Below are 23,803 nucleotides of genomic sequence, written 5' to 3'. Positions count from 1 at the left end.
TGCTATATCCGATAATGGCTCTAGGCAATTTTAAACTTGTATCAAAGTTTAAAATTGCCGACTAATTTATCCAAATCTGCGGATAGCTTTTGCAGATGAGTACTGGATTGATTGAGTTGCTCCGAGATCTCAGTGGTTTCTGAAGTCAATTGGTTGATCTCTTCAAGGTTACGATTGATATCTAGCACCACTGTTGATTGTTCCTCGGTTGCTGTCGCCACTTGAATATTTTGAGAACTGATATGTTCAATGTGATTACTGATTTGCCCTAATGATGTAGTCGCATTATTGGCAAATTCGACAACTAGGTTACTTTGAGTGCGTCCTTTTTCCATTGCATCAACGGCGCGGCGAGATTCAGTTTGCAGCCTGTCGATAATGTTTTGAATCTCTTCAGTTGAGTGTGCTGAGCGGCTAGCTAGAGTACGAACTTCATCGGCAACCACGGCAAACCCTCGACCTTGCTCTCCTGCACGCGCCGCTTCAATCGCTGCGTTAAGTGCAAGTAGGTTTGTTTGGTCTGAAATATTGCGAATGGTATCGAGAGTAGCGCTGATATCGTCAACTTGTTTCGCCAGCGATTGAACTATATCGGTCGCTTCTTCTAATTCTCTGGACAGTTCGCCAATTTGATTACGAGCTTGGCCGACAACACTGCGTCCATCGCTAGATTGATGTGTGGCTTCGTTTGCAGCTTCTGCTGCTTGTGATGCGTTTGCGGCAATTTCATCAACGGTTTCGCCCAACTGATGAATTGCGGTAGCGACCTGAACAGTACGGTCACGTTGTGATGTACAGTTGTTACGAGTGTGGTCTGCACGCTCAGAGACACTGTCAGCCATATCGGCCAAATCTCGTGAGTTTTTTGCCACCTGAACCATAGAGGTATGCACTTTTTCAATGAACAGGTTAAAGCTGTTAGCAATGTGAGTTAGCTCATCTCTACCTTCCGCCTCAATACGAGTGTTGAGCGCCATATTCTGTGCTGCATGGTTCATGGTTTCGCGCAGATAGGCCACTCGTCTACGCAGATTAAACACGATTGATGAGGAAATAATGAAAGAGATAAGTAGTCCGACAACACTAATGGCAATCAGCGTATTGCGATCCTTTATGTAAGCTACATGGCTAACGGAGTTCTGTTCTTCAGCTTGGTGCAGCAGGGTGTCCAAAATAACGTTAGCTTCCTTTCTCATTACGCCGTAACTTTTGGTGTATTTGTCGCGATAGATTTGCTGCGCTGTAGATAGGTCGCCTTTATCTAAAGCGTTTAACATAGGCTCCAGTTCATCTTTGACCACAGTTTCAAATGCATCTGCAAGTTTTTGTACTCGTTGCTGTAGAACGGGGTCTGACTGGGCTTTGACTGCATCATCTAAGGCAGCCCTCATTTCAGGTATATCTTCTGTTTTCGCTTCTTTAACACGAGTCGCAATGCCTTTAGCGTCGCGTAGTGCCGTTTCCTGAAGTAGCATCATGTCGATACCCACTCGCATTCGAGGAATTCTAGATGCTGTCTCTGCCATTGCGCGCATTGGCGCTGCTGTGTTGAGGTACATGGATTTAGTACTTTGGTCGATAGAATCCATTGCGTTTAGACTGTGTAAACCAACCGTTATCAGCGCCAAGCAGGGGATAGCTACGGTTATAAGCAAACGGGTTTTTAAGGTGAAATTATTGACAAGCATAGCTATAAGTATCCGTATTTATTGTCGTTATCGAAGAGGACTTTATCAACTTGCCAATAATTTAAATGTATGAATTTCAATCAGATGTGAAGATGTACACAATTTTGCTGAACAACATTTCGAGAGTGCGAGTAACTGGTAATTTTTTATAAAATTATATGGGTTTAATTAATACAGTATTGCCCCTATGAACTTGACTAAATATTGATAGGGGCACTGCGTCAAGAGTGGTTATAGTTTGAAATTACCTACAAGTCTGTCTAATTGTGAGGAAAGTTGCTGTAAGCTGTTACTGGACTGATTGAGCTGAACCGCTATATCAGTGGTTTCCGTAGTGAGATGGTTAATTTCTTCTACGTTACGGTTTATGTCTTCAACAACGGTTGACTGTTCTTCTGTGGCAGTGGCGACTTGAATATTCTGCCCGCTTATCTGATCGATATGATTATTGATCTGCTCAAGCGCGTTAGTGGCGTTGTCTGCATATTCGACAACTAAATCACTTTGCTGACGACCTTGTTGCATTGCTTCTACTGCTCGTTTGGATTCAGTTTGTAGTCGGTTGATAACTTTCTGAATCTCTTCTGTTGAATCAGCAGAACGACTAGCTAGAGTTCTTACTTCGTCTGCTACCACAGCAAAGCCTCGACCTTGATCTCCAGCACGAGCTGCCTCAATGGCTGCATTGAGAGCAAGTAAGTTGGTTTGGTCTGAAATATTACGAATGGTATCTAATGTTGAGCTGATATCGTTGACTTGTTTCGCAAGCGACTCAACTACATTAGTGGCTTTTTCAAGTTCTTTTGATAGTGCTCCGATCTGCTCTCTTGCCTGAAGCACAACTTTTCTACCATCACTGGATTGGTGTGTAGCTTCATTTGCTGCATCAGCAGCTTGTGCTGCATTCGTTGCGATTTCGCTGACGGTTGCGCCTAGTTGGTGGATGGCTGTTGCCACTTGTACAGTTCTGTCCCGCTGTGAAGTGCAGTTATTTTGAGTGTGACGAGCACGCTCGGACACATCTCGAGCCATGATCGCTAGTTGTTGGGAGTTTGCTGCAACCTGATTAATCGAGTTATGTACTTTTTCCATAAACAGATTAAAACTGTCGCCTATTTCCGTTAGCTCATCTTTCCCATCAAGTTTGATTCGTGTGTTTAGTGACAGATCTTGCGCCGCGGTTGTAATTGTATCTCTGAGAGTAGAAACCCTATTACGTAAGCTGATCACAATTGCAGAAGAGATGATGAATGAGATGATAAGCCCGACACTTATGATTATGATCTGTGTGGTTCTACCCGATATATAGTTGTCGTGGCTCAGTTTGTTCTGAGATTCAGCTTGTTCTAGCAAGGTTTCTAACAATGTATTTGCGTCTTTGCGCATGGTTCCATAGCTTACAGCGTACTTGTCTTTATAGATTTGCTGAGCTGTTACCATATCTTCTTTATCCAATGCTTGAAGCAATGGATTCAGCTCTGTACTGATCATTTTTTCAAAGTCATTTAGTAGGTTTTGAACTTTCGCCTTCAATTCTGGGTTAACTTGCGTTTTTACAGCTAAAGATAGTGCATCACGCATTTGCGGAATATCTTCTTCTCGGGTCTCTTTAACTCGTGTTTTTATCCCTTTCGTGTCACGTAAATCAGTTTCCTGAAGGATCATCATATCAATACCAACCCGCATCCGGGGAATACGTGAAGCTGCTTCTGCAACTGCTCGCATTGGCGCTGCGGTGTTGAGGTACATTTCTTCGGTTTTGTTAGCCATTGCTGACATAGCATTCAGGCTTGCCAAACCAACAAATATTAATGCTAAGCAAGGGATTGCTACCGTAATAATCAACCTGCTTTTAAGCGTCAATTTATCTATTAACATCGTGTGATTACCTTCCGTATCTGTTATTGGACTAAATAAGTCTAAGTCTTTTCTTGTTTAATAGATTGCTAACAAAAAGGAGCTAGCTAAAGAAGTGCAACTAGTAAAAAAGTTTATGTAGTAATTAATAGCTTAGGCTAAAACCCCATAAGCGCTATCTATTGCAATAGAAATGATGGAATGAAAGAACGAAGGTATTGAGAGTGGGTTCAACTCCCGAATGATGCTATTTAGTCGAATTCTAAGCAACGATGTTTGGGTAAAGAGGGGCGGGTAGCTAAATGAGGTGTTGGAGTAACTGCTGAACTGGCATGGGGCGGCCTAAGTAATATCCCTGAGCTTGCTGGCATCCCATCTTTTGCAGAATTTTTAACTGGCTTTCAGTCTCGACTCCTTCGGCTACGAGGTTAATGCCAAAGCTGTTGGTCATCGCGATGATAGCGCTGATTATGGTTCTCGAACGGTCATCGTTTTCCACTTCTGAAATATAACTGCGATCAATTTTGATTTCATCGACCGTTAGATCTTTTAGCATGGCTAATGAGGTATAACCTGTACCGAAATCGTCGATAGAAATGGCAATACCGCTCTGTTGTAGTGATGAAATGACTTCAACACTGTTGTTTAAGTTATCCAACGTCGCTGTTTCGGTGATTTCGATGTTAATGTATGGGGCGATCGCTTTTTGCTCTTTTATGAAGCGAACCAGCTCCTGCATTTCCTCTGCATTATTGAATTCTGCCGCTGACACGTTCACTGCAATGGCTTTTATTTGGTTCCCCAATAAGTTCGTTGGGCTTAACTCATTTGCGACTTTATTAATTACCAACTTAGAAATAGCACCGGTTAAACCATGGTTTTCCGCCAGTGGAATAAACACATCTGGGGCGATATACCCTTTGGTTGGATGATTCCAACGTACCAAAACCTCAACACCGTTTACGTTGAGTGTGTCCAAATCATATTTTGGTTGATACACCACGCTTAGTCCACCATTGTCGATTGCATTACGTAAATCCAACATCATTTGACGACGTTGCATCGCTTTTTCGGTTAAGGCTTTATCGTGGTATTGAATAGCGTTCTTCTTCTCTTTTGCCACGTTGAGGGCTTCGGTCGCTGAAACCATCAGCTCTTTTGCTGTACTGCCATCTTGTGGATAGAGTGCAATACTGATGCAGCATGTTGACTCAATACCATAGTCTTTAGCGAGATGGGTGTACATACGTTGGATATCTTGCATATGCTCATCCATATCGTATTCATTGGTGATTTTGGCAAAGCTGGCGAACTGGTCCGCATGTAAGCGAGAGGCAAAAGAGCCAGGCAATAAAGCGTCGTTAAGCGCTTGTGCGAGATCTCGGAGGAAGGCATCCGCTTTTTCAAAACCAATAGCATCATTGATTCTTTTAAAATCATCGATGTCAAGGTAGCCTAGAATAAGTTGCTCATTGGGTTTCAGCTGTCTGATGGTGAGATTCAGGGTTCTAACAAACATAGTCATACTGTGTAAGCCAGTCAGGCTATCCATATCGTTTGCTTTTTCCAACGCATTGTTGCCTTTCAATACCATAGCAAGCAGCAAGCCAGCAGTGATGACAACAAACGCTAAGCCTTTGTATGTTTGTGCGATGGCACGTACCTGAGGGCTAGGTAATAGGGTTTCAACAGCAAGATCGGAGAAAAGGATCCACAGCGTAGCAAACAAGGCATACAAAACGGCAACCTTTGCAGCTGAAGTGACATTCCTAGTCATATTCCTTCCCTCTGGTTCGTTTACAGACAGCTCGTATAGAGAAAGTAGCGAAACCTGCCTAGCACACCATGAACGTGTATGTTTTGTCTAGTCAAATAGTTCAATTACTAACTTATTGTCTTTAATGACAAGGTTTGGCTCCACCGATTTCAATAGTGCCTGTTCCACTTTGCTGCTGTCCAGCTTGTAGACCGGATACTGTGATAGTGCTGTGCCTATCATAGACACTGCTGGTTTAAGCAGCTGCTTAATTTCAGGAGTTAGTAATTGGCTTTCCTCATCGAAGCGATCGAGCCGCAGCGATTTTAAAAATATCTCACCTGTCTCTTTGTCGTATTGAGGTACAGCACTGAACTCCAAATCCAGTTCCAGTTTCTTCTCAGGCTGATTCCAGATTTGTATTTTAGCTATGGTGTTAGCAAGGACAGAGACTCGGTCTGCGTCGACTCGCCCAATGCTTACGTCCATATCATGGATCGACACGAAGGCATGCATAACATTTTCAACGCCAACGGATTGCTCAAAACTGACGTTATCATCCAGATATTTGGTCATGTCTTGCTCGGTTACGCTATAACTCGCGCAGCCAGCAAAGGTGATTACCAAGAAAGGAAGGATAAGAGATTTAAAGGCTTTTTTGATCATGGAGTTAGGCTCTTATATATGCACAATATAGATAGCTATGCGGTTATCATAGCGAATCAGTTTGAAGAACAATATGGGCGTTTTCTGATTCTGCATCATATTGTTTTTACACTCATTAGAGCAAAGTCTCTATACTTAATGGTGTCAAGCTAGTTGGGTAAATTAATCATTACTTCTGAACGAGATTGACAAACTTCATCGACAACTGAGCTACATCAAGGGTTCTGTGATCAATGCCGCTATAATTCCAAGCTCTGTTTTATGTGAGAGAGTAGCGCAGTTTGGGTTTTACAAAAGATCAGTTTGAATTGCTTGCCCCCGGTGGTGATTTAGATTCAATCAAAGCAGCTATCGCAGCGGGTGCCGATGCCGTCTACTGTGGTTTGGACCGATTTAATGCACGTAATCGTGCAACCAACATTACGCTTGATGTCCTCGATGGCGTGGTTGAACTCGCGCACAACAACCATTGCAAAATTTTTCTCACACTTAACATTGTGGTACTAGAGAGTGAAATCCCTTCACTCATCCGATTGTTAAAGCAACTGAGCGATACCGATGTCGATGGCGTTATTGTTCAGGATCTCGGCCTTGCTTACCTTATCAAGTACCATTTCCCGCAGTTGGATATGCATGCTTCTACGCAGATGAACACTCACAATGAAGGGCAAATTCAGCTGCTGAGCAAACTCGGTTCTAGCCGTGTTAATCTGTCTCGTGAGCTAAATATCGATGAAATAGCACATTTAGCTCAGTTTGGTCGGGCGTACAATGTGGCTATGGAGGTGTTCGTTCACGGCTCTTACTGCATTGGCTTCTCCGGATTGTGTTATTTCAGCTCGGAACTCAGTGGGGCATCCGGAAACCGTGGGCGTTGCAGCCAACCTTGCCGTGATCAGTACCAAACGACCACCGCAGGGAATAACTATCCGCTGAACCTTAAGGACAACTCTGCTTACCAAGATATGGACGCGTTAGCAAAGGCGGGTGTTTACTCACTGAAAGTGGAAGGACGAATTAAGAAATCTCACTACGTGTACACAGTAGTCGATAACTGGCGTAAGCAAATTGACCATTACTGCCAAACGGACGAAGTGCTAATAGATATGTCTGAGCTTTATACCGTCTTTAACCGTGACTTTACCAATGGTTATCTCAAAGGTGATATCCATAGAGGCATGTACATCGATAATCCGCGCAATTTTGCTGCTAAACACTTTGATATACAGTCTAAAAGTGATGGTGGCTTACAAGCGAAAAAATTTGTCTATGACCGCAACACTGACATTATTCGCAAAGTGGATTCGATTACTGTAGCAATGCCTATTACCTCAAACTCTAAGCGCAGTTTGAAGGGATGTGGCTATAAAGTTGATGTAGAACTGCCAAAATTTGATGCTACCGCAAAGCTAAACAGTACGCCTAAGCTTTCAGTATTGGTCGATAATGTTGATGATTTAGAACTTATTGATCCAAACAGCGATGTTGAGTTTTTCTATCACATTCCAGATGCGTTGGATCTTCAATATGACGAAGTGATGGATGCGTTTAGTCGCTATCCAAACCTTATTCCGTATTTTCCTGCAATTTTGATTGGTGAACATTACCAAGCTGCGTGTCGACTTCTTGATCATATCAAGCCGCGATGGTTAGTTACCAATAATCTTGGTATGGCTGAAGTGGCTAAAAGTATGGGGTTGTCTTGGATTGCTGGACCGCAACTGAATATTACCAACTCACTCTCTTTACTATGTGTTCAGGAAGAACTTAAAGGCAACGGTGCGTATATATCCAATGAACTTAGCGCCAAGCAGATGAAACGGTTAGTAAGACCAGAAGGTTTTAAGTTGTTTTACAGCATTTATCATCCGATTCATTTGATGACCAGCAGACAGTGCCTACTTATTCAAAGCATAGGTTGTAAGAAGCAAAGAATGAACAAAGGCTGCATGAAACGATGTGAGAAAAGCGCATCAATTATCAGCCTTAAAGGGCAATCGCATGTCATTCACAAGCAGCGAGGCAATCACAATTGCCTGTTTGGCAATGAGAACTTTCTAAACTTAGATTTGCTGACTGATGTACCGGATGTGTTCACCGACATCATGATTGACCTGCGTGACGTCCCCACTCATACGCAGTTGTCCGTGAGCAAATCAGAACTTATTCACCTGTTTAAACAAGCTTTAACTGGTGAAGAGGGTGCACAGCAAGCTTTGCGAACCCACGTAAGTGGCACAACCAACAGGCAGTATCTGAAAGGTCTGAGCTAGAACAAGTTAGAAAGTAAGAGGGCGAACTTATTTCAGTTTGCCCTTTGTTTTGCTCATTCAGTGATTGGCTAAGACTTCTCCAACACTCGTATTGACATACTGACTGCGGAAGTACGGTTATCGACTTCCAACTTCTTGTAAATCTGCTCAAGATGTTTGTTTACCGTTCTTGGGCTCATATCGAGTATCTGCGCAATCTCCCAATTTGTTTTGCCGAAAGAGAGCCAATAGAGAACCTGAGATTCGCGTTTGGTGATGTTAAATACTTCGCGTAGATCATCCTCGGTTCCTGCTTGCTTCGGAACATTGACGCGAATCAGAACATGCGTGTTGCTGTCATTGCCTGCAAACGTGGCTTCGAGAGTTGAGTCAAACTGAGTAATAGTTAACGGCGCAGCGGTGTCACCGCTGTTAAGCCATTTAGCAATATCTGTTTGGATTTGTGACCATGTATGAGCAATGTCCTGCGTATTGTCTGAGTGGCGGCTAATGTCGCATAACAGCTCCTGAGCATGGGGTGTCGCCCACTCTAAATCCCCACTTTTTGATACACAAAAAATAAACTGCCCTGCGTAATCCAACGCTGCTTGTGCAGATTTTGCCATGCGCGCGTTATGGCTATGAACGCGAATTCGGGCGAGTACTTCAGCAGGGACGACAGGTTTGGTGATGTAATCCACACCGCCCGCTTCAAAGCCTTTGATGACGTGTTTAGAATCATTCAATCCTGTCATAAATATGATGGGAATCGTGGGTAAGCGCTCCTTCAGTTTCAAACAGGTGTCGAATCCGTCCATGACAGGCATAACAGCATCAAGCAAGATGACGTCTGGTTGGATTTTATCCACTATTGAAAGTGCTTGATGACCGTCTAGCGCAACCAGAACTGTCAGTCCTGCATCGTTGAGTGTTGCATTCAACATTCCCAATGATTCAGGAGAGTCATCGACCACTAACACTATTATATTTTTCGCTGAGAAACCGTTCATGAATCTATTAATCCATTAATGTGTTCGACGATGTTAGCGAAGCGACAATGGTGCGCTTCTTCTCTCATGGTGTTGATAAACTTCGTGCCTTGATGACCATTGTTTTCTAGCTGATCGAGCAGGTCACTGAAAGCAGACATAAAGCCTATTTCTGCATAGCTCTTAAGTGTAGACAGTACTTGGGTATTTGGATAAAAATCGGGTGTATCGCGAGGGCTTTCTTTCTCTTCTTCCTGATATATCCACTCAATGCACAACAATTGACTCAGCTTACCTAGCAACAGGGGAAGTGATACAGGCTTGGTCAGATACCCATTGTGGTAGCTGTAGAGCTGATTATTAGTTTCCAACTCCTGAATATTGGCAGAGAGCATAAGAATTGGCTGATAGTAGTGTTTTTGACGCAATTTAATCGCCAATTGCCATCCATTCACTTGTGGCATAAAAATATCCAGCATGAAAAGGTCGATGGCTTTGCTTGCCGCGAGTTCTAAGGCAGCTTCCGCAGAGTTAGCTTGCAGGACATTAAAACCGAGTGGGCTTAGGATGTTGCTGATCAGTATGCGTTGGTCATCAATATCATCCACTACCAAGATGGTTTTCTTAGCGCCTTTGTAGCCTGTTACATCAAGATTGGTCAGTTCTGGTTCGTTGAGGTAGTCATTTACCTCGGAAAGCATCATTTTCAGAGTAAAGGTACTGCCTTTTCTTTTCTCACTGATACATTCAATTTCTCCACCCATTAAGTCAGCCAAAGCGTTGGAAATAGTCAGTCCCAATCCGGTACCGCTAATGTGTTTAGTATGCTCAGACTGAATACGTTCAAAAGGACGATATATTAGCTCCTGCTCATCTTTTGAAATACCAATACCGGTGTCTTCGACACTAAAACGCGCGACTTGGTTTCTATATGTCACAGAAAAATGGATATGTCCGGATTCAGTGTATTTCACTGCATTGTTGAGCATGTTGATGAGGATCTGTCTCAACCTTTGTTTGTCGGCGGTGATAAAAATAGGCAGATGGCTGGCAACGCTGTACTGGAAGGCGAGATTCTTTTGCTCCGCCTGCATACAAAACATTTCTACCAGTTGTTGCAGCAAAGAATGAAGATTAAAGGCATCCCGATGCAGCTCCAGTCGTCCCGCTTCTATTTTTGATATCTCCAACAGACTTTCCAGTAAATCGCCAAGATGTTTACCATTTCGCTCCAATGTTTCTGCATATTGGCGCTTTTTCGGACTCAACTCTTTATCGTTACTGAGCAACTGGGCGTACCCTAGCAACACATTGAGTGGTGTTCTCAGTTCATGACTTAGCCCCGCTAAATAGCGACTTTTCGCATCGTTAGCGTTTTCTGCTTTTTTCTTTGCCCGTTCAAGTTCGAGCGAGGTTTTTTCGTGCGCGGTAATCTCATCAGAAAGTAAGTTGGTGTGAGCCTGAAGCTCTTTCATTGCAAGGCTGCTGCTGCTTCTAGCTAATACAAATAGCCAGCTAATAATACCGATTGGGATCAGCAACAGAGCGAACGCTTTAAACAGACTGATAGAGAGCGCGTTCATCTTGGTCGGATCTAGGCTTGGCACCTGACTGTATGCCAGAGCCAAAATTGCACCGATGGATAAGCTCATTAATCCCATTACCATGACAAATTGGCTGATAGAAGAGGAGAGTTTGTTTATCCAACTCAAAGGCAAATAAGGCTCTAAGGTGTGTTTGACTTGAGCATGGAAGGTCGCTTGCGGACGGCACTTATCATGGCAGCGAACATCAAGTGAGCAACAAAGCGAACAAATATGCCCTTGGTATGCTGGGCACATCGCCATGTCTTCTTCTTCAAAAGTGTGTTGGCAAACCACACACTCGTGTTCTTGATGTCCATGGTTAACAATGATTTCATCGTTAACCATTTCTTCGTTAACTATCTCATCGTTAACTAAGTAATAGCGACTGCGTGTCGCGAGTGCAATTAATGGCGCTGTGATAAACGGCAATATGAACGATAGGTACGAGGCGAAGGCTTTGATCATATCATTAAACAAACCAAAGTGAGCCGCGAATCCAAACAATGATGCGAGGATCATTGAACCTAAGCCAACAGGGTTGATGTCGTAGAGCTTTGAGCGCTTAAATTCGATGTGTTTTGGGCTAAGACCGAGCGGTTTGTTGATGGCTAAATCGGCGACGATAGTACCAATCCAAGAAAGCACCAAAACCGAATAGATTTGCAGAGTTTGTTCGATAAGCTGATAGACACCAAGCTCCATCAAGAGTAAAGCAATCAGTACGTTGAAGATCATCCATACCACTCGACCGGGGTGGTGATGAGTTAAACGTGAGAAGAAATTCGACCAAGCCAGAGAGCCCGCATAGGCATTGGCAACGTTAATTTTCAGCTGGGAAATGATGACAAACAAACCCGCGCAGATAAGGGCAAGTTTGGTATTGTCCGTCATGTAACCGAACACATTTACATACATATGAGCTGGGTCACCAGCCAGATCTGGCGCAATACTGTGGCTGATAGCGAGCCACGCCAAGAAACTGCCTAAGGCAATTTTCAACGCGCCAAACAACATCCAACCGGGTCCACCAATCAGCATCGCTGCCCACCAACGTAGCTTAGTGGAAGGGGTTTGTGCGGGCAGAAAGCGCAGAAAATCGACCTGTTCACCAATTTGCGCCACAACTGAAAGCAGTACTGCCGATGCAGCGCCAAACAACATCCAGTCGAACTCAGGGTTGTGTCCAACTAAGCCTCCGTAGGATAGCCATTTGTCAATTTGACTGTCTGGGTGAGTAAAAACAAAGAACAGGGGAATGAGCTGCATCGCAAGCCAAAGCGGCTGCGACCACATTTGGAAACGTCCAATATTGGAAATACCCAACGCAACCAAAGGAATCACAATCACCGCGCTGATGATGTATCCCCAAAACAGTGGAATACCAAACAACAGTTCGATGGCCATCGACATAATCGCGGCTTCAAGGGCAAAAAAGATAAAGGTGAACGAAGCATAGATGAGCGACACTATGGTCGAGCCAATATAGCCAAACCCAGCACCTCGGCTGAGAAGATCCGCATCAACACCGTATTTGGCGGCGTAGTAACAGATAGGTATGCCACTTAGAACGACCACCAGAGAAACACCTACTATCGCCCAAAGTGAGTTGATAACACCGTAGTTGAGGGTGATGGTTCCGCCGATGGCTTCAAGCACCAGAAACGAGACAATACCTAAAGCGGTATTGGCTATCCAGCTTGCTGACCACTTCCTTGCGCGTTTTGCGGTAAAACGCAGCGCAAAATCTTCCAGTAATTCGTTTCCGACGAGGGTGTTATAACGTCTGCGCGTTATTGGGACTTTCTGCATCTCATTGTCTCTTCATCCTTAAAGCGATGACTTGCACTCCTTGCAAGTCTGGAAATTTCGACCATTTATTTTATAGGTCGCCCGCACGAGTATAGCCCGATTTTACTCATTGCTATATGCGTAGTTTAACGTAGTTAAAGTGCGCAATATGCGCATATCCCTAACTCTTTATCTCACCGATACTTTTCCCGAGCTTGTTCCTGATGTTGCGATTTTGAGCCTGCATCTGGGGGCGTAAGTTTGGACCATTTATTAATCAAGGGAAGATGAAGAATGAAACGGAAACTCCTCTCCACCGCAGTACTAGCAGCAACCATACTCAGCGCTCATGCCTATGCTGCTGACACTATCAAAGTCGGTGTGTTGCACTCATTGTCCGGCACTATGGCAATCAGTGAAACCACACTTAAAGATACGATGTTGATGCTGATTGACGAGCAAAACAAAAAGGGTGGTCTGCTTGGTAAAAAGCTAGAGCCTGTGGTGGTTGACCCAGCGTCAAACTGGCCTCTTTTTGCGGAAAAAGCGCGCGAATTGATTTCAAAAGAAAAAGTATCAGCAGTATTTGGTTGCTGGACTTCAGTATCTCGTAAATCTGTACTGCCAGTATTTGAAGAGTTGAACAGCATTCTGTTCTACCCAGTTCAATACGAAGGTGAAGAGTCTTCGAAAAACGTGTTCTACACAGGCGCTGCGCCAAACCAACAGGCAATTCCAGCGGTTGATTACCTGATGGATCAAGGTGTGAAACGTTGGGTTCTAGCAGGTACGGACTATGTTTACCCACGCACTACCAACAAAATCCTTGAAGCCTATTTGAAAGACAAGGGTGTGGCAGCTTCTGACATCATGATCAACTACACGCCTTTTGGTCACTCTGATTGGCAGTCTATTGTTTCTGACATTAAGAAATTTGGCTCAGCGGGTAAGAAAACAGCGGTTGTTTCTACCGTCAATGGCGACGCAAACGTACCTTTCTACAAAGAGTTGGGTAACCAAGGCGTAACTGCAGACCAAATTCCAGTGGTTGCTTTCTCTGTGGGTGAAGAAGAACTTTCAGGTATGGATACTGCTCCACTTGTCGGTCACTTAGCAGCGTGGAACTACTTCGAAAGCGTGGATTCACAAGCGAACGAAGAGTTCATCGAAGCATGGCACAAGTTTACTAAAGACGACAAACGCACCACGAACGACCCAATGGAAGCGACTTACATCGGTTTCAACATGTGGGTGAAAGCGGTTGAAGCGGCAGGTACAACAGATCCAACAGCCGTGCAAAACGCGCTCATTGGTACGTCGGTTCCTAACCTTTCAGGCGGTTACTCAACCATGATGCCTAACCACCACATCACTAAACCTGTTCTGATTGGCGAAATCCAAGATGACGGTCAGTTCCAAACTGTTTGGGAAACGGCTGGTTTGGTTGCGGGTGATGCATGGTCTGATTTCTTACCGGGTTCTAAAGACCTGATTTCAGATTGGCGCGCGCCACTTAGCTGCGGTAACTACAACGTTAAAACAGGTAAATGTTCTGGTCAGAACTTCTAATTCGTAACACAGACCTTCCTGCTGTTCTGCGACATTAGACTGATGCAACGAAATAAGTGGGTGCGAAAGCCCCACTTATCCTCTGCTTGATAAAGCAAGAAATGGATTTTAGAGGCTGGGCAAATAGCCGAGTCAGAAAGGGTTACTCATGGTCTTAATTAAGCGAATGTATTCCATAGTGCGCGATACCAGACGAATAGCTCTGGTGTGGTTGCTTGGGGTGACAGCCTTATGTGTGACTTCTGTGGCGCAAGCCGAGACAAGTGCTTCATTCGATGAAGGCTTACAAGCGATTTCGACACTCAAATTCAATCAAATCGAATCGGGTGTGGATAGCATTCTTCAAAGTGGCGACGAGCGAGCGGTTGACGTATTGAGTCTGCTACTGAATGGCGATTTATATGTTGAGAAATCAAGCTCAACATTGGTCGTCATTAAAGCCAAAGAGGGCAGTGACTTTACCATTCAGCCACTTCTTTCGGCCAATGATGGCGATATGTCGACAGTAAATTCCCGAGCGATTAAAAAAATCGGTATCAACAACAGTTTGCGCGGCAAATTAAAATCGGCAATCGCCGCGTTAAGCATCACTCATCCTAATCCGGACAAGCGTATTGACGCGATTAACCAGTTAATGGGTTCGATGGATGAAGAGAGTTATCAACTCCTCAAAGATCACTTAGCGAAAGAGTCAGATGCCAAAGTGAAAGACTTAGGCTCAACGGCGTTGGCTATCTATGATTTGAAAAACAGCAGCGATGACACTGTCCTTGCTCAAGCGATTGATACCCTCAAACCCAGCTACCAACCAACGGCTCGTAATGCGCTTAATCAGTTTATTAGTGAGAACCCTGAGAGTGCACTCATTGGTGCTGCGCGTATTGCATTAAGCAGCATTGAGCAACGTGAGAAAGTGGCGGACATGACGCAAACCCTGTTTTTCGGTTTAAGTCTTGGTTCTGTATTGGTGCTGGCGGCGATTGGTCTTGCTATTACCTTTGGCGTTATGGGTGTCATCAACATGGCACACGGCGAACTCATCATGTTGGGCGCTTACACCACTTATGTGGTTCAAACCTTAATGCCAGAACACATCGGTTTATCTGTATTTATCTCTATCCCCTTAGCGTTTGTGGTGTCTGCCGTTGCTGGTGTACTGATTGAACGTTGCGTGATTCGCTTTTTGTATGGTCGACCATTAGAAACGCTGTTAGCAACATTCGGTATCAGCCTGATTCTGCAACAAGCGGTTCGCACAGTGTTCTCTCCGCTAAACCGATCGGTTTCAACACCGGATTTTATGCAAGGCGTGATTGAGATAAACCCACTGCTTAGCCTGACGTTAAACCGTTTATACATCATTGTTTTCTGTTTGATTGTGTTTGCACTTTTGTACCTGATTTTGAACTACACCCGCTTGGGAATTGAGGTTCGCGCTGTGTCGCAAAACCGCAGTATGGCACGTGCGATGGGTGTTCGCTCTGAATGGGTGGATGCCATGACCTTCGGTTTAGGTTCGGGCATTGCGGGCATTGCGGGCGTTGCGTTAAGCCAGTTAACCAACGTAGGACCGAACTTAGGTCAGGCATACATCATCGACTCTTTCATGGTGGTGGTATTCGGCGGTGTGGGCAACTTGTGGGGAACGCTGGTGGCTGGCATGTCACTAGGCGTGGCAAACAAAGTTCTTGAACCTTGGGCTGGCGCCGTTCTGGCGAAAATCCTAGTGCTGGTATTCATCATTCTATTTATTCAGAAAAAGCCCCGAGGATTATTCCCTCAGAAAGGGCGTTCTGCGGAGGGATAATCATGGTGTATCAACCGAAGTTATTTGATCGCTCTACCATGACATTTCTATTGGTTTTGGCAGTGGCTCTGTGTGTGATTCCAGTGTTGAACATGCTAGTGGGTTCAGGCAGTGCACTGCATATTTCAACCTATACCGTCACACTAATGGGCAAGTACCTTACCTATGCATTACTCGCTGTTGCTGTGGATTTGGTGTGGGGTTATTTGGGCATTCTGAGCTTAGGTCATGCGGCATTCTTTGCTTTGGGTGGCTATGCGATGGGTATGTATCTGATGCGTCAAATCGGTGATCGTGGCATTTACGGTAACCCTGAACTGCCAGATTTCATGGTGTTCCTAAACTGGAAAGAGCTACCTTGGTTCTGGCACGGTTTTGACCAGTTCTGGTTTGCAGCTTTAATGATTGTTCTCGCACCTGGTGTACTTGCGTTTGTCTTTGGTTGGTTGGCGTTTCGCTCTCGCGTAACAGGTGTATATCTATCAATCATCACTCAAGCGCTGACTTATGCATTAATGCTGGCATTTTTCCGCAACGAAATGGGCTTTGGTGGCAACAACGGTCTAACCGATTTCAAAGATCTATTGGGCTTTGATTTACAGGCTAACTCAACGCGAATCACGCTGTTTATCTTATCGGGTGTCGCACTTGGTCTTGGTTATCTGGCGTGTCGTTTTATTGTGGTGAGCCGTTTAGGGCGCGTAGCAATGGCAGTGCGCGATGCGGAATCTCGTACCCGCTTCACGGGTTACAAAGTGGAATACATCAAGTTAGCGATATTTTGTTTTTCTGCTGTGTTAGCAGGTATTGCTGGTGCTCTGTATGTACCGCAAGTGGGCATCATCAACCCTTCTGAATTTTCTCCTTTGAACTCGATTGAGCTGGTGGTTTGGGTCGCATTGGGTGGTCGCGCAACTCTGTACGGCGCGGTGGTGGGGGCATTAGCGGTCAACTATGCCAAAACCTATTTAACCGCAGCGCTACCAGAGGTATGGCTGTTTAGCCTTGGCGCTATGTTTGTGTTAGTGACGCTGTTCCTGCCAAAAGGTGTGGTTGGGCTTATCAAAACCAAGGAGGCAAACGCATGAGCTTGAGAGATTTTGCAAGGTCAATGACTGACCGTGAACATGTTTATGATTTCCTTGTGCCGAAAGTAAATCCAATGCTGACTGTTGGTCATGGCTGCTTGCTTTACCTTGAAGGATTGACCGTCAGTTTTGATGGTTTCAAAGCGATAAACGATCTCAATTTGTACATCAATGAAGGGGAGCTGCGCTGCATTATCGGCCCTAATGGCGCGGGCAAAACCACAATGATGGACATTATTACTGGCAAAACTCGCCCAGACAGTGGCAGTGCGTGGTTTGGGCAGAATATTGATCTGCTTGAACTGAGCGAACCGGAAATAGCTCAAGCGGGAATCGGTCGTAAATTCCAAAAACCAACGGTATTTGAAAACCAAACCGTGTTTAACAACCTTGAATTGGCGATGGCTGGAGCGAAAACCGTTCGTTCGACCTTGTTTGCCAAACTGAGCTCGTCAGATATTGATTACATCGATTATGTGCTGAAACAAATCGGTTTAGAGCCTCAACGCTTTTTACTCGCTGGTGCTCTGTCTCACGGACAAAAACAGTGGCTAGAGATTGGCATGCTGCTGATGCAAAACCCGAAACTGTTGCTGGTGGATGAGCCTGTGGCGGGAATGACGCATCAGGAAATGGACAGAACCGGTGAGCTACTCACCAGTCTCGCTGGCGAACGCACTATTGTGTTGGTTGAACACGACATGGATTTTGTTCGCTCGATTGCCAAAAACGTTACGGTTCTTCATCAAGGTTCTGTACTTGCCGAAGGCACCATGGATCAGGTGCAAAGCAACCCCAAAGTGGTTGAAGTCTATTTGGGAGAAGAAGCATGTTAACGGTGAAAGGATTAAACCAGTTTTACGGACAAAGCCATACCCTGTGGGATTTGGAGCTTAATGTTGAAGAGGGTAAATGCACCTGCCTGATGGGACGCAACGGCGTGGGTAAAACCACGTTATTGCAATGTGTGATGGGGTTGCTCGCGACACAAAGTGGTCAAATTGAATATCTTGGGCAGGACATTGCTGGATTATCAGCGGAAAAACGTGCGCCTTTGGGTATCGGTTATGTCCCTCAAGGTCGCCAAATATTCCCTTTGCTCACGGTTGAGGAAAACCTGCGTATAGGTTTACCCGTGCGCGGCGATAAGAGCAAAAATGTACCGGATTTTATCTATGAGCTTTTCCCTGTGCTCAAAGAGATGTTGCATCGTCGTGGCGGCGACCTTTCCGGTGGTCAGCAGCAGCAACTTGCGATTGGTCGTGCATTGGTCATTAACCCCAAACTACTGATTTTGGATGAGCCAACAGAGGGTATACAACCTAACGTAGTGGCTGAAATTGGCGACATCATTCGCCGTCTAAATCAGGAAATTGGTCTGACGGTATTGCTGGTCGAACAGAAGCTGCCATTTGCCAGAAAAGTGGCTGACCGATTCTGCATTCTTGATCGTGGACGACAAGTGGCGGCAGGTGAGATGACAGAACTCAATGATGCTCTGGTCAAAGAATATCTAACGGTGTAGCGCTATGAATCTTATGTCTAAGTTCGATCTCATCAGTCAAACCGAGCGCCACTGGCCAGCGTTTCTCTCGCTGGGTTTTGATTTTGATGGCGAGAAGACTCGAATGCACCAAATGGCGTTTCAAGGGCCACTACGTGTGCAGCGTCCATTCTACCCAGAGCAGGAGGTTTGCCATGTTTATTTGCTGCATCCCCCAGGTGGGTTGGTCTCTGGTGATGACTTAAGCATTCAGGTGGAATGTGCGCAAGACAGCCACGCGCTGATCACCACACCTTCTGCGGGCAAAATCTATCGAGCAGACAGCCAAGGCGGCGCACAGCGTCAGCAGGTTCATATTGATGTGCACAGTGCCCGTTGTGAATGGATGCCTATGGAAACCATCGTGTTTGATGGTGCGCACGGCAAACTTTCTACACGAGTGAACTTGTATGGCGAGGCGAAATTCGTCGGCATTGACGTGTTCTGTTTAGGTCGGCCGAAAAGTCATCTGCCATTTGTTAGCGGCAGTGTTGAACAGCGTTTGGCGGTCTATTTGGAAGATAAACCGATTCTGCTTGAGCGCCAATTTCTGTCTGCGGACGATCCGCTTCTCACCGCCATGAGTGGTTTCAACCATCATCTGGTTTCTGGAACTTTGGTGGTGTTTGGCATTGAGGACGCAGATTCTGCGGTTACTGCATTAAGACATTCCCTAGATTCAAAACAAACCACACTGAGCGTTACCCATCGCCTAGGGGTAATAGTGGTTCGCTATTTGGGCGATTGCAGTGAACAGGCACAACAACAATTACGTGGATGTTGGCAACTTCTGCGACCGATATTGATGGGCATCGAGCCTTGCCCACCAAGGATTTGGAACACCTGATTTATACCATTTTTCAGAGGGACGATATGGAATTATCACCAAGAGACAAGGATAAACTGCTGCTGTTTACTGCGGCGTTATTGGCTGAACGCCGATTGGCTAAAGGTATCAAGCTCAACTATCCAGAAGCCAGTGCTTATATCTCCGCAGCCATTATGGAAGGTGCGCGAGAAGGTAAAACTGTGGCTCAGTTAATGAGTGAAGGACGCACTTTATTAAGCAAAAGCGAAGTTATGGACGGCATTGCAGAGCTTCTAGAAGAAGTGCAGGTTGAAGCCACTTTTCCTGACGGGACTAAACTGGTCACCGTTCATAACCCGATTCAGTAGGAGGCGTTATGAAGCCTGGAGAATACCAACTGCAATCTGCACCCATTGAACTCAACTCGGGGCGTAAAACCTTGAGTATCTCAGTGGTGAATCACGGTGATCGACCTGTGCAAGTGGGCAGCCATTATCATTTTTTTGAAACCAATCCAGCACTCGACTTTGAGCGTGAGAAAACCAAAGGAATGCGTTTGAACATTGCTGCGGGAACGGCTGTTCGTTTTGAACCGGGACAAACTCGCAACGTAGAACTGGTTGAGTTAGATGGCGCGAGAGAAGTGTACGGTTTCCGCGCAGAAGTGATGGGTAAGGTCTGATTTCAAGGAATAGGAAATAAAAATGGCAGAGATATCTAGGGCTGCGTATGCCGATATGTACGGGCCGACAACCGGCGACAAAGTTCGTTTAGCGGACACTGAGCTGTGGATTCAGGTTGAAAAAGATTTTACGACTTATGGCGACGAAGTGAAATTCGGTGGCGGTAAGGTGATTCGTGATGGCATGGGACAAGGTCAGAAATGCCGCGACGAAGTGGTGGACTGCGTGATCACTAATGCTCTGATCCTTGATCACTGGGGTATTGTTAAAGCCGATATCGGCATTAAAGATGGCAAGATCCACGCAATCGGCAAGGCGGGTAACTCAGATATTCAGCCGAACGTGACGATTCATATCGGTGCCAGCACAGAAGTGATTGCTGGCGAAGGTCATATTGTGACGGCAGGCGCGATTGACGCCCACATTCACTTTATCTGTCCGCAGCAAATCGAAGAAGCGCTGATGTCAGGCACAACGACTATGTTGGGCGGCGGCACAGGCCCAGCAACGGGGACTAACGCCACTACCTGTACACCGGGCGCTTGGAACCTCGCTCAGATGCTGCGCAGCACAGACTTAATGCCGATGAACTTTGGTTTTCTTGGTAAAGGTAACGCCAGTTTACCGCAAGCGTTAGAAGAACAACTTGAAGCGGGTGCGTGTGGCTTAAAACTGCATGAAGACTGGGGAACGACACCGGCTTCGATTGATAACTGCTTGGCAGTGGCTGAAAAGTACGATGTTCAGGTCGCGATTCATACCGATACGTTAAATGAATCGGGCTTTGTGGAAGATACCCTTGCGGCATTCAAAGGTCGTACTATTCACACCTACCATACGGAAGGTGCTGGTGGTGGTCATGCTCCGGATATTATCGTCGCTTGTGGTCAGCCGAATGTGCTTCCTTCGTCGACCAACCCGACTCGTCCATACACGGTTAACACAGTGGATGAACACCTCGACATGTTGATGGTGTGTCACCACCTTGATCCCAACATTCCTGAAGATGTGGCGTTTGCTGATTCTCGTATCCGTAAAGAGACTATTGCGGCAGAAGATATTCTGCATGACTTAGGCGCTTTTTCGATGATTGCTTCTGACTCACAGGCAATGGGACGAGTGGGTGAAGTGATTTGCCGTACTTGGCAAACTGCGCACAAGATGAAAGTGCAACGCGGCTTATTGCCAGAAGATGAAGAGCGTCAGGCGGATAACTTCCGCGCCAAGCGTTACATCGCCAAATACACCATTAACCCAGCTATCGCGCATGGCATCTCTCATGTTGTGGGTTCGCTCGAAGTGGGTAAGTTGGCGGATATCGTACTTTGGAAACCGGCTTTCTTTGGCGTTAAACCAGCGTTGATCATTAAAGGCGGTTTTATTGCTGCTGCACCAATGGGAGATGCGAACGCATCCATTCCAACACCTCAACCTGTGCATTATCGCTATATGTTCGGCGGATTTGGCACTGCGGGCGCTGCAACGTCAGTAACTTTCACCAGCAAAGCGGCAATGGAGAACGGCTTGCAGCAAACGCTAGGACTGAAACGTGAGTTAGCTGCGTGTCTTAACAGTCGTAACGTAACCAAGAACGACATGATTCATAACGACTACATGCCGGTGATCAGTGTTGATCCGCAAACCTATGAAGTGAAAGCGGATGGACAGTTGTTAACTTGCGACCCAGCAACGGAACTGCCTCTGGCACAGCGTTATTCGTTGTTCTGAGAAACCGAACTAAGGAGAGTTGTATGTTGAAAGTTGTAGGACGTTCCGACCATTTCCATGGAGCAGTGTTGGATAAGGTGATTTTGCCATTTGCACTGCGTCAGAAAGGTCGATTCAGAACAATGAGTCAGTCAGGTTTGGATGTAGGTGTGTTTTTACCTCGTGGAGATGTGCTTAAACATGGTGATTATCTGCACACCGAGTGCGGACAAGTATTGGTTGTGGTTGCTGAAAAAGAAGCGGTCGTGACAGCGAAAACCGATGATTGGGAAACCTTTGCCAAGGCGTGTTACCACATGGGTAACCGTCATGTGCCTATGGCGATAGGTCAGTGTTGGCTGCGATTCCAACCCGACCATGTGCTGCAAGAAATGGTGGAAATGATGGGACTGGTGTGTGAAGCCCAATTGGCAGAATTCACGCCAGAAAATGGCGCTTATCATGGCAGTGGTAAAGGTCATCATCACGGGCATGAGCATGACCATTCACATGACCACCATTCACATGATCATCAGTCGCACGATCACGACCACGGTCATTCTCATGGACATAGCGATTCACATGGACACAGCCATTCTCATGGTCATTCCCATAATCATTTGCACACTGAATCGCACAACAAAAGCCATGGGGAGCACCATCACTAATGCAGATTTCAGCGTTGTTATCTCTGCTGCATTTAAGTAGCCCGAGTCTGCCAATAGGTGCGTTTGCCTATAGCCAAGGCTTGGAAGGTGCGGTGGAACTGCAATGGGTGAAGGATGAAGCGAGCTTAAAGGCATGGCTGTCGCCGCTGCTTAGAAGCGGACAGGCAAATTTGGAACTACCGCTGTTAAAGCGCTTTTATCAGGCATGGCAACTCAACGATGTAAACCAAATCGAATATTGGCAGCAGGTGTTACTGGCTAACCGTGAAACCGCAGAGCTGGTGATGGAGGAGCAGAAACTTGGGCAAACTCTTCATCGGTTATTGGCCAGTTTAAACGTTGAGCTAGACAGTAAAGCGTGCAGCATGAGTTACCTACCACTATATGCCAAAGCTTGTGTGCACTTTAACGTGCCACTTGAAGTCGCGGCGACAGGTTGGCTCTGGTCTTGGCTAGAAAATCAGGTCACGGTGGCGTGCAAAACCGTGCCGCTAGGACAGACCTCTGCGCAGAAAGTATTAATCGAAATGATGCCCGTAATTGAACAGGCGATCGAAACAGGTTTATCCGTCAGTGACGACAACATCGGACTGACATTACCCAATTTTGCCATGGTGAGTGCATGGCATGAGACTCAATATTCAAGATTATTTAGGAGTTAAATATGAGCACACAATGTTTACGAGTAGGCGTCGGTGGCCCGGTAGGCTCCGGTAAAACCGCGTTGTTACGTCAGTTATGTTCGGCAATGCGTGAACACTACAATCTTGCGGTGGTTACGAATGATATTTACACCAAGGAAGATGCTGAGTTTCTGATGCGTCATGAGGCGTTGGATATTGACCGCATTATGGGGGTTGAAACCGGTGGTTGTCCCCATACTGCAATTCGCGAAGATGCTTCTATGAATCTCGCTGCTATCGATGAGTTGCAACATCGTCATCCGGGCTTGGAGTTGGTATTGGTAGAAAGTGGCGGTGATAACTTGAGCGCGACCTTCAGCCCAGAACTCTCTGATTTGACGCTGTACGTGATTGACGTTTGTGCGGGCGACAAAATTCCACGTAAAGGTGGGCCGGGTATCACTAAGTCAGATCTTCTGATTATCAACAAAACCGATCTCGCGCCGATGGTGAATGCATCACTTGAAGTGATGGACAGAGATGCGAAGAAAATGCGCGGAGATAAACCGTTTGTGTTTACCAACTTAATTCGTGGTGACGGTTTGAAAACGGTCATCGATTTTATCGTTCAGCAAGGAATGTTAGCCGAGCGTGAAGTGAATGTCATTGTCACCGAACAGATCTAATACCGAACAATCTATTACAGATCTAATAGAGCCGTATTA

19 protein-coding genes are annotated in these 23,803 nt (G+C 45.7%); 13 read left to right on the top strand and 6 right to left on the bottom strand.

Annotated features, from left to right (window positions below):
• Window positions 1-41 precede the first annotated feature (41 nt).
• From G5S32_RS21040 to G5S32_RS21025, 4 genes are all read right to left on the bottom strand, one after another.
• Complete coding sequence (locus G5S32_RS21040) at window positions 42-1,688, bottom strand: methyl-accepting chemotaxis protein (protein ID WP_165314081.1); 1,647 nt, start codon at window positions 1,686-1,688, stop codon at window positions 42-44.
• A 231-nt stretch (window positions 1,689-1,919) separates the two neighbouring features.
• Entirely contained in the window at window positions 1,920-3,566 is a 1,647-nt protein-coding gene (locus tag G5S32_RS21035; RefSeq protein ID WP_165314080.1) for a methyl-accepting chemotaxis protein, read from the bottom strand.
• A gap of 277 nt (window positions 3,567-3,843) precedes the next feature.
• The gene (locus G5S32_RS21030) at window positions 3,844-5,322 is read right to left on the bottom strand and encodes a putative bifunctional diguanylate cyclase/phosphodiesterase (RefSeq protein WP_165314079.1); all 1,479 of its coding nucleotides are present in this window, start codon (window positions 5,320-5,322) and stop codon (window positions 3,844-3,846) included.
• 87 nt (window positions 5,323-5,409) lie between these two features.
• Window positions 5,410-5,967 (bottom strand): YceB family lipoprotein, encoded by a 558-nt coding sequence (locus tag G5S32_RS21025; protein ID WP_165314078.1) that lies wholly within the window; start codon window positions 5,965-5,967, stop codon window positions 5,410-5,412.
• 281 nt (window positions 5,968-6,248) lie between these two features.
• Between G5S32_RS21025 and G5S32_RS21020 the strand changes: the two genes are divergently transcribed.
• Window positions 6,249-8,240: a peptidase U32 family protein gene (locus G5S32_RS21020; protein WP_165314077.1), complete on the top strand. Its 1,992-nt coding sequence runs from the start codon at window positions 6,249-6,251 to the stop codon at window positions 8,238-8,240.
• 68 nt (window positions 8,241-8,308) lie between these two features.
• On the opposite strand, the gene G5S32_RS21015 is transcribed toward G5S32_RS21020, so the two are convergent.
• Window positions 8,309-9,229: a response regulator transcription factor gene (locus G5S32_RS21015; RefSeq protein ID WP_165314076.1), complete on the bottom strand. Its 921-nt coding sequence runs from the start codon at window positions 9,227-9,229 to the stop codon at window positions 8,309-8,311.
• On the bottom strand, window positions 9,226-12,603 hold the full coding sequence (locus G5S32_RS21010; protein WP_246201144.1) for a hybrid sensor histidine kinase/response regulator: 3,378 nt from the start codon (window positions 12,601-12,603) through the stop codon (window positions 9,226-9,228). The genes G5S32_RS21015 and G5S32_RS21010 overlap by 4 nt, the downstream gene beginning before the upstream one ends.
• Window positions 12,604-12,876: 273 nt before the next feature.
• On the opposite strand from G5S32_RS21010, the gene urtA reads away from it, so the two are divergent.
• From urtA to ureG, 12 genes are all read left to right on the top strand, one after another.
• Window positions 12,877-14,151: an urea ABC transporter substrate-binding protein gene (gene urtA / locus G5S32_RS21005; protein ID WP_165314075.1), complete on the top strand. Its 1,275-nt coding sequence runs from the start codon at window positions 12,877-12,879 to the stop codon at window positions 14,149-14,151.
• A 148-nt stretch (window positions 14,152-14,299) separates the two neighbouring features.
• Window positions 14,300-15,958, top strand: a complete 1,659-nt coding sequence (gene urtB / locus G5S32_RS21000) for an urea ABC transporter permease subunit UrtB (protein WP_425509215.1) — start codon at window positions 14,300-14,302, stop codon at window positions 15,956-15,958.
• Between the two features lie 2 nt (window positions 15,959-15,960).
• Window positions 15,961-17,046, top strand: a complete 1,086-nt coding sequence (gene urtC / locus G5S32_RS20995) for an urea ABC transporter permease subunit UrtC (RefSeq protein ID WP_102954807.1) — start codon at window positions 15,961-15,963, stop codon at window positions 17,044-17,046.
• A complete protein-coding gene (gene urtD / locus G5S32_RS20990) occupies window positions 17,043-17,882 on the top strand; it encodes an urea ABC transporter ATP-binding protein UrtD (protein WP_102942234.1) in 840 nt (279 codons plus the stop codon). The genes urtC and urtD overlap by 4 nt, the downstream gene beginning before the upstream one ends.
• Entirely contained in the window at window positions 17,876-18,571 is a 696-nt protein-coding gene (urtE, locus tag G5S32_RS20985) for an urea ABC transporter ATP-binding subunit UrtE (RefSeq protein WP_102962558.1), read from the top strand. Before urtD ends, urtE begins: the two co-directional genes overlap by 7 nt.
• Before the next feature lie 4 nt (window positions 18,572-18,575).
• Window positions 18,576-19,436, top strand: a complete 861-nt coding sequence (locus tag G5S32_RS20980; protein ID WP_165314074.1) for an urease accessory protein UreD — start codon at window positions 18,576-18,578, stop codon at window positions 19,434-19,436.
• A 26-nt stretch (window positions 19,437-19,462) separates the two neighbouring features.
• On the top strand, window positions 19,463-19,765 hold the full coding sequence (gene ureA, locus G5S32_RS20975) for an urease subunit gamma (protein ID WP_102942237.1): 303 nt from the start codon (window positions 19,463-19,465) through the stop codon (window positions 19,763-19,765).
• 8 nt (window positions 19,766-19,773) lie between these two features.
• Entirely contained in the window at window positions 19,774-20,079 is a 306-nt protein-coding gene (locus G5S32_RS20970) for an urease subunit beta (RefSeq protein ID WP_165314073.1), read from the top strand.
• Between the two features lie 22 nt (window positions 20,080-20,101).
• Window positions 20,102-21,808 carry an urease subunit alpha gene (gene ureC / locus G5S32_RS20965; protein ID WP_102942239.1) on the top strand — a complete coding sequence of 569 codons (1,707 nt, stop codon included), beginning with the start codon at window positions 20,102-20,104 and terminating at the stop codon, window positions 21,806-21,808.
• 23 nt (window positions 21,809-21,831) lie between these two features.
• Window positions 21,832-22,455: an urease accessory protein UreE gene (ureE, locus tag G5S32_RS20960; RefSeq protein ID WP_102968725.1), complete on the top strand. Its 624-nt coding sequence runs from the start codon at window positions 21,832-21,834 to the stop codon at window positions 22,453-22,455.
• A complete protein-coding gene (locus G5S32_RS20955; protein ID WP_165314072.1) occupies window positions 22,455-23,117 on the top strand; it encodes an urease accessory protein UreF in 663 nt (220 codons plus the stop codon). Before ureE ends, G5S32_RS20955 begins: the two co-directional genes overlap by 1 nt.
• 2 nt (window positions 23,118-23,119) lie before the next feature.
• On the top strand, window positions 23,120-23,764 hold the full coding sequence (gene ureG, locus G5S32_RS20950; protein ID WP_102942242.1) for an urease accessory protein UreG: 645 nt from the start codon (window positions 23,120-23,122) through the stop codon (window positions 23,762-23,764).
• Window positions 23,765-23,803: the final 39 nt, after the last annotated feature.

This window comes from Vibrio ziniensis (genome assembly GCF_011064285.1).
Taxonomy (GTDB): domain Bacteria; phylum Pseudomonadota; class Gammaproteobacteria; order Enterobacterales; family Vibrionaceae; genus Vibrio; species Vibrio ziniensis.
This window is presented reverse-complemented; position numbering and strand designations above follow the sequence as displayed.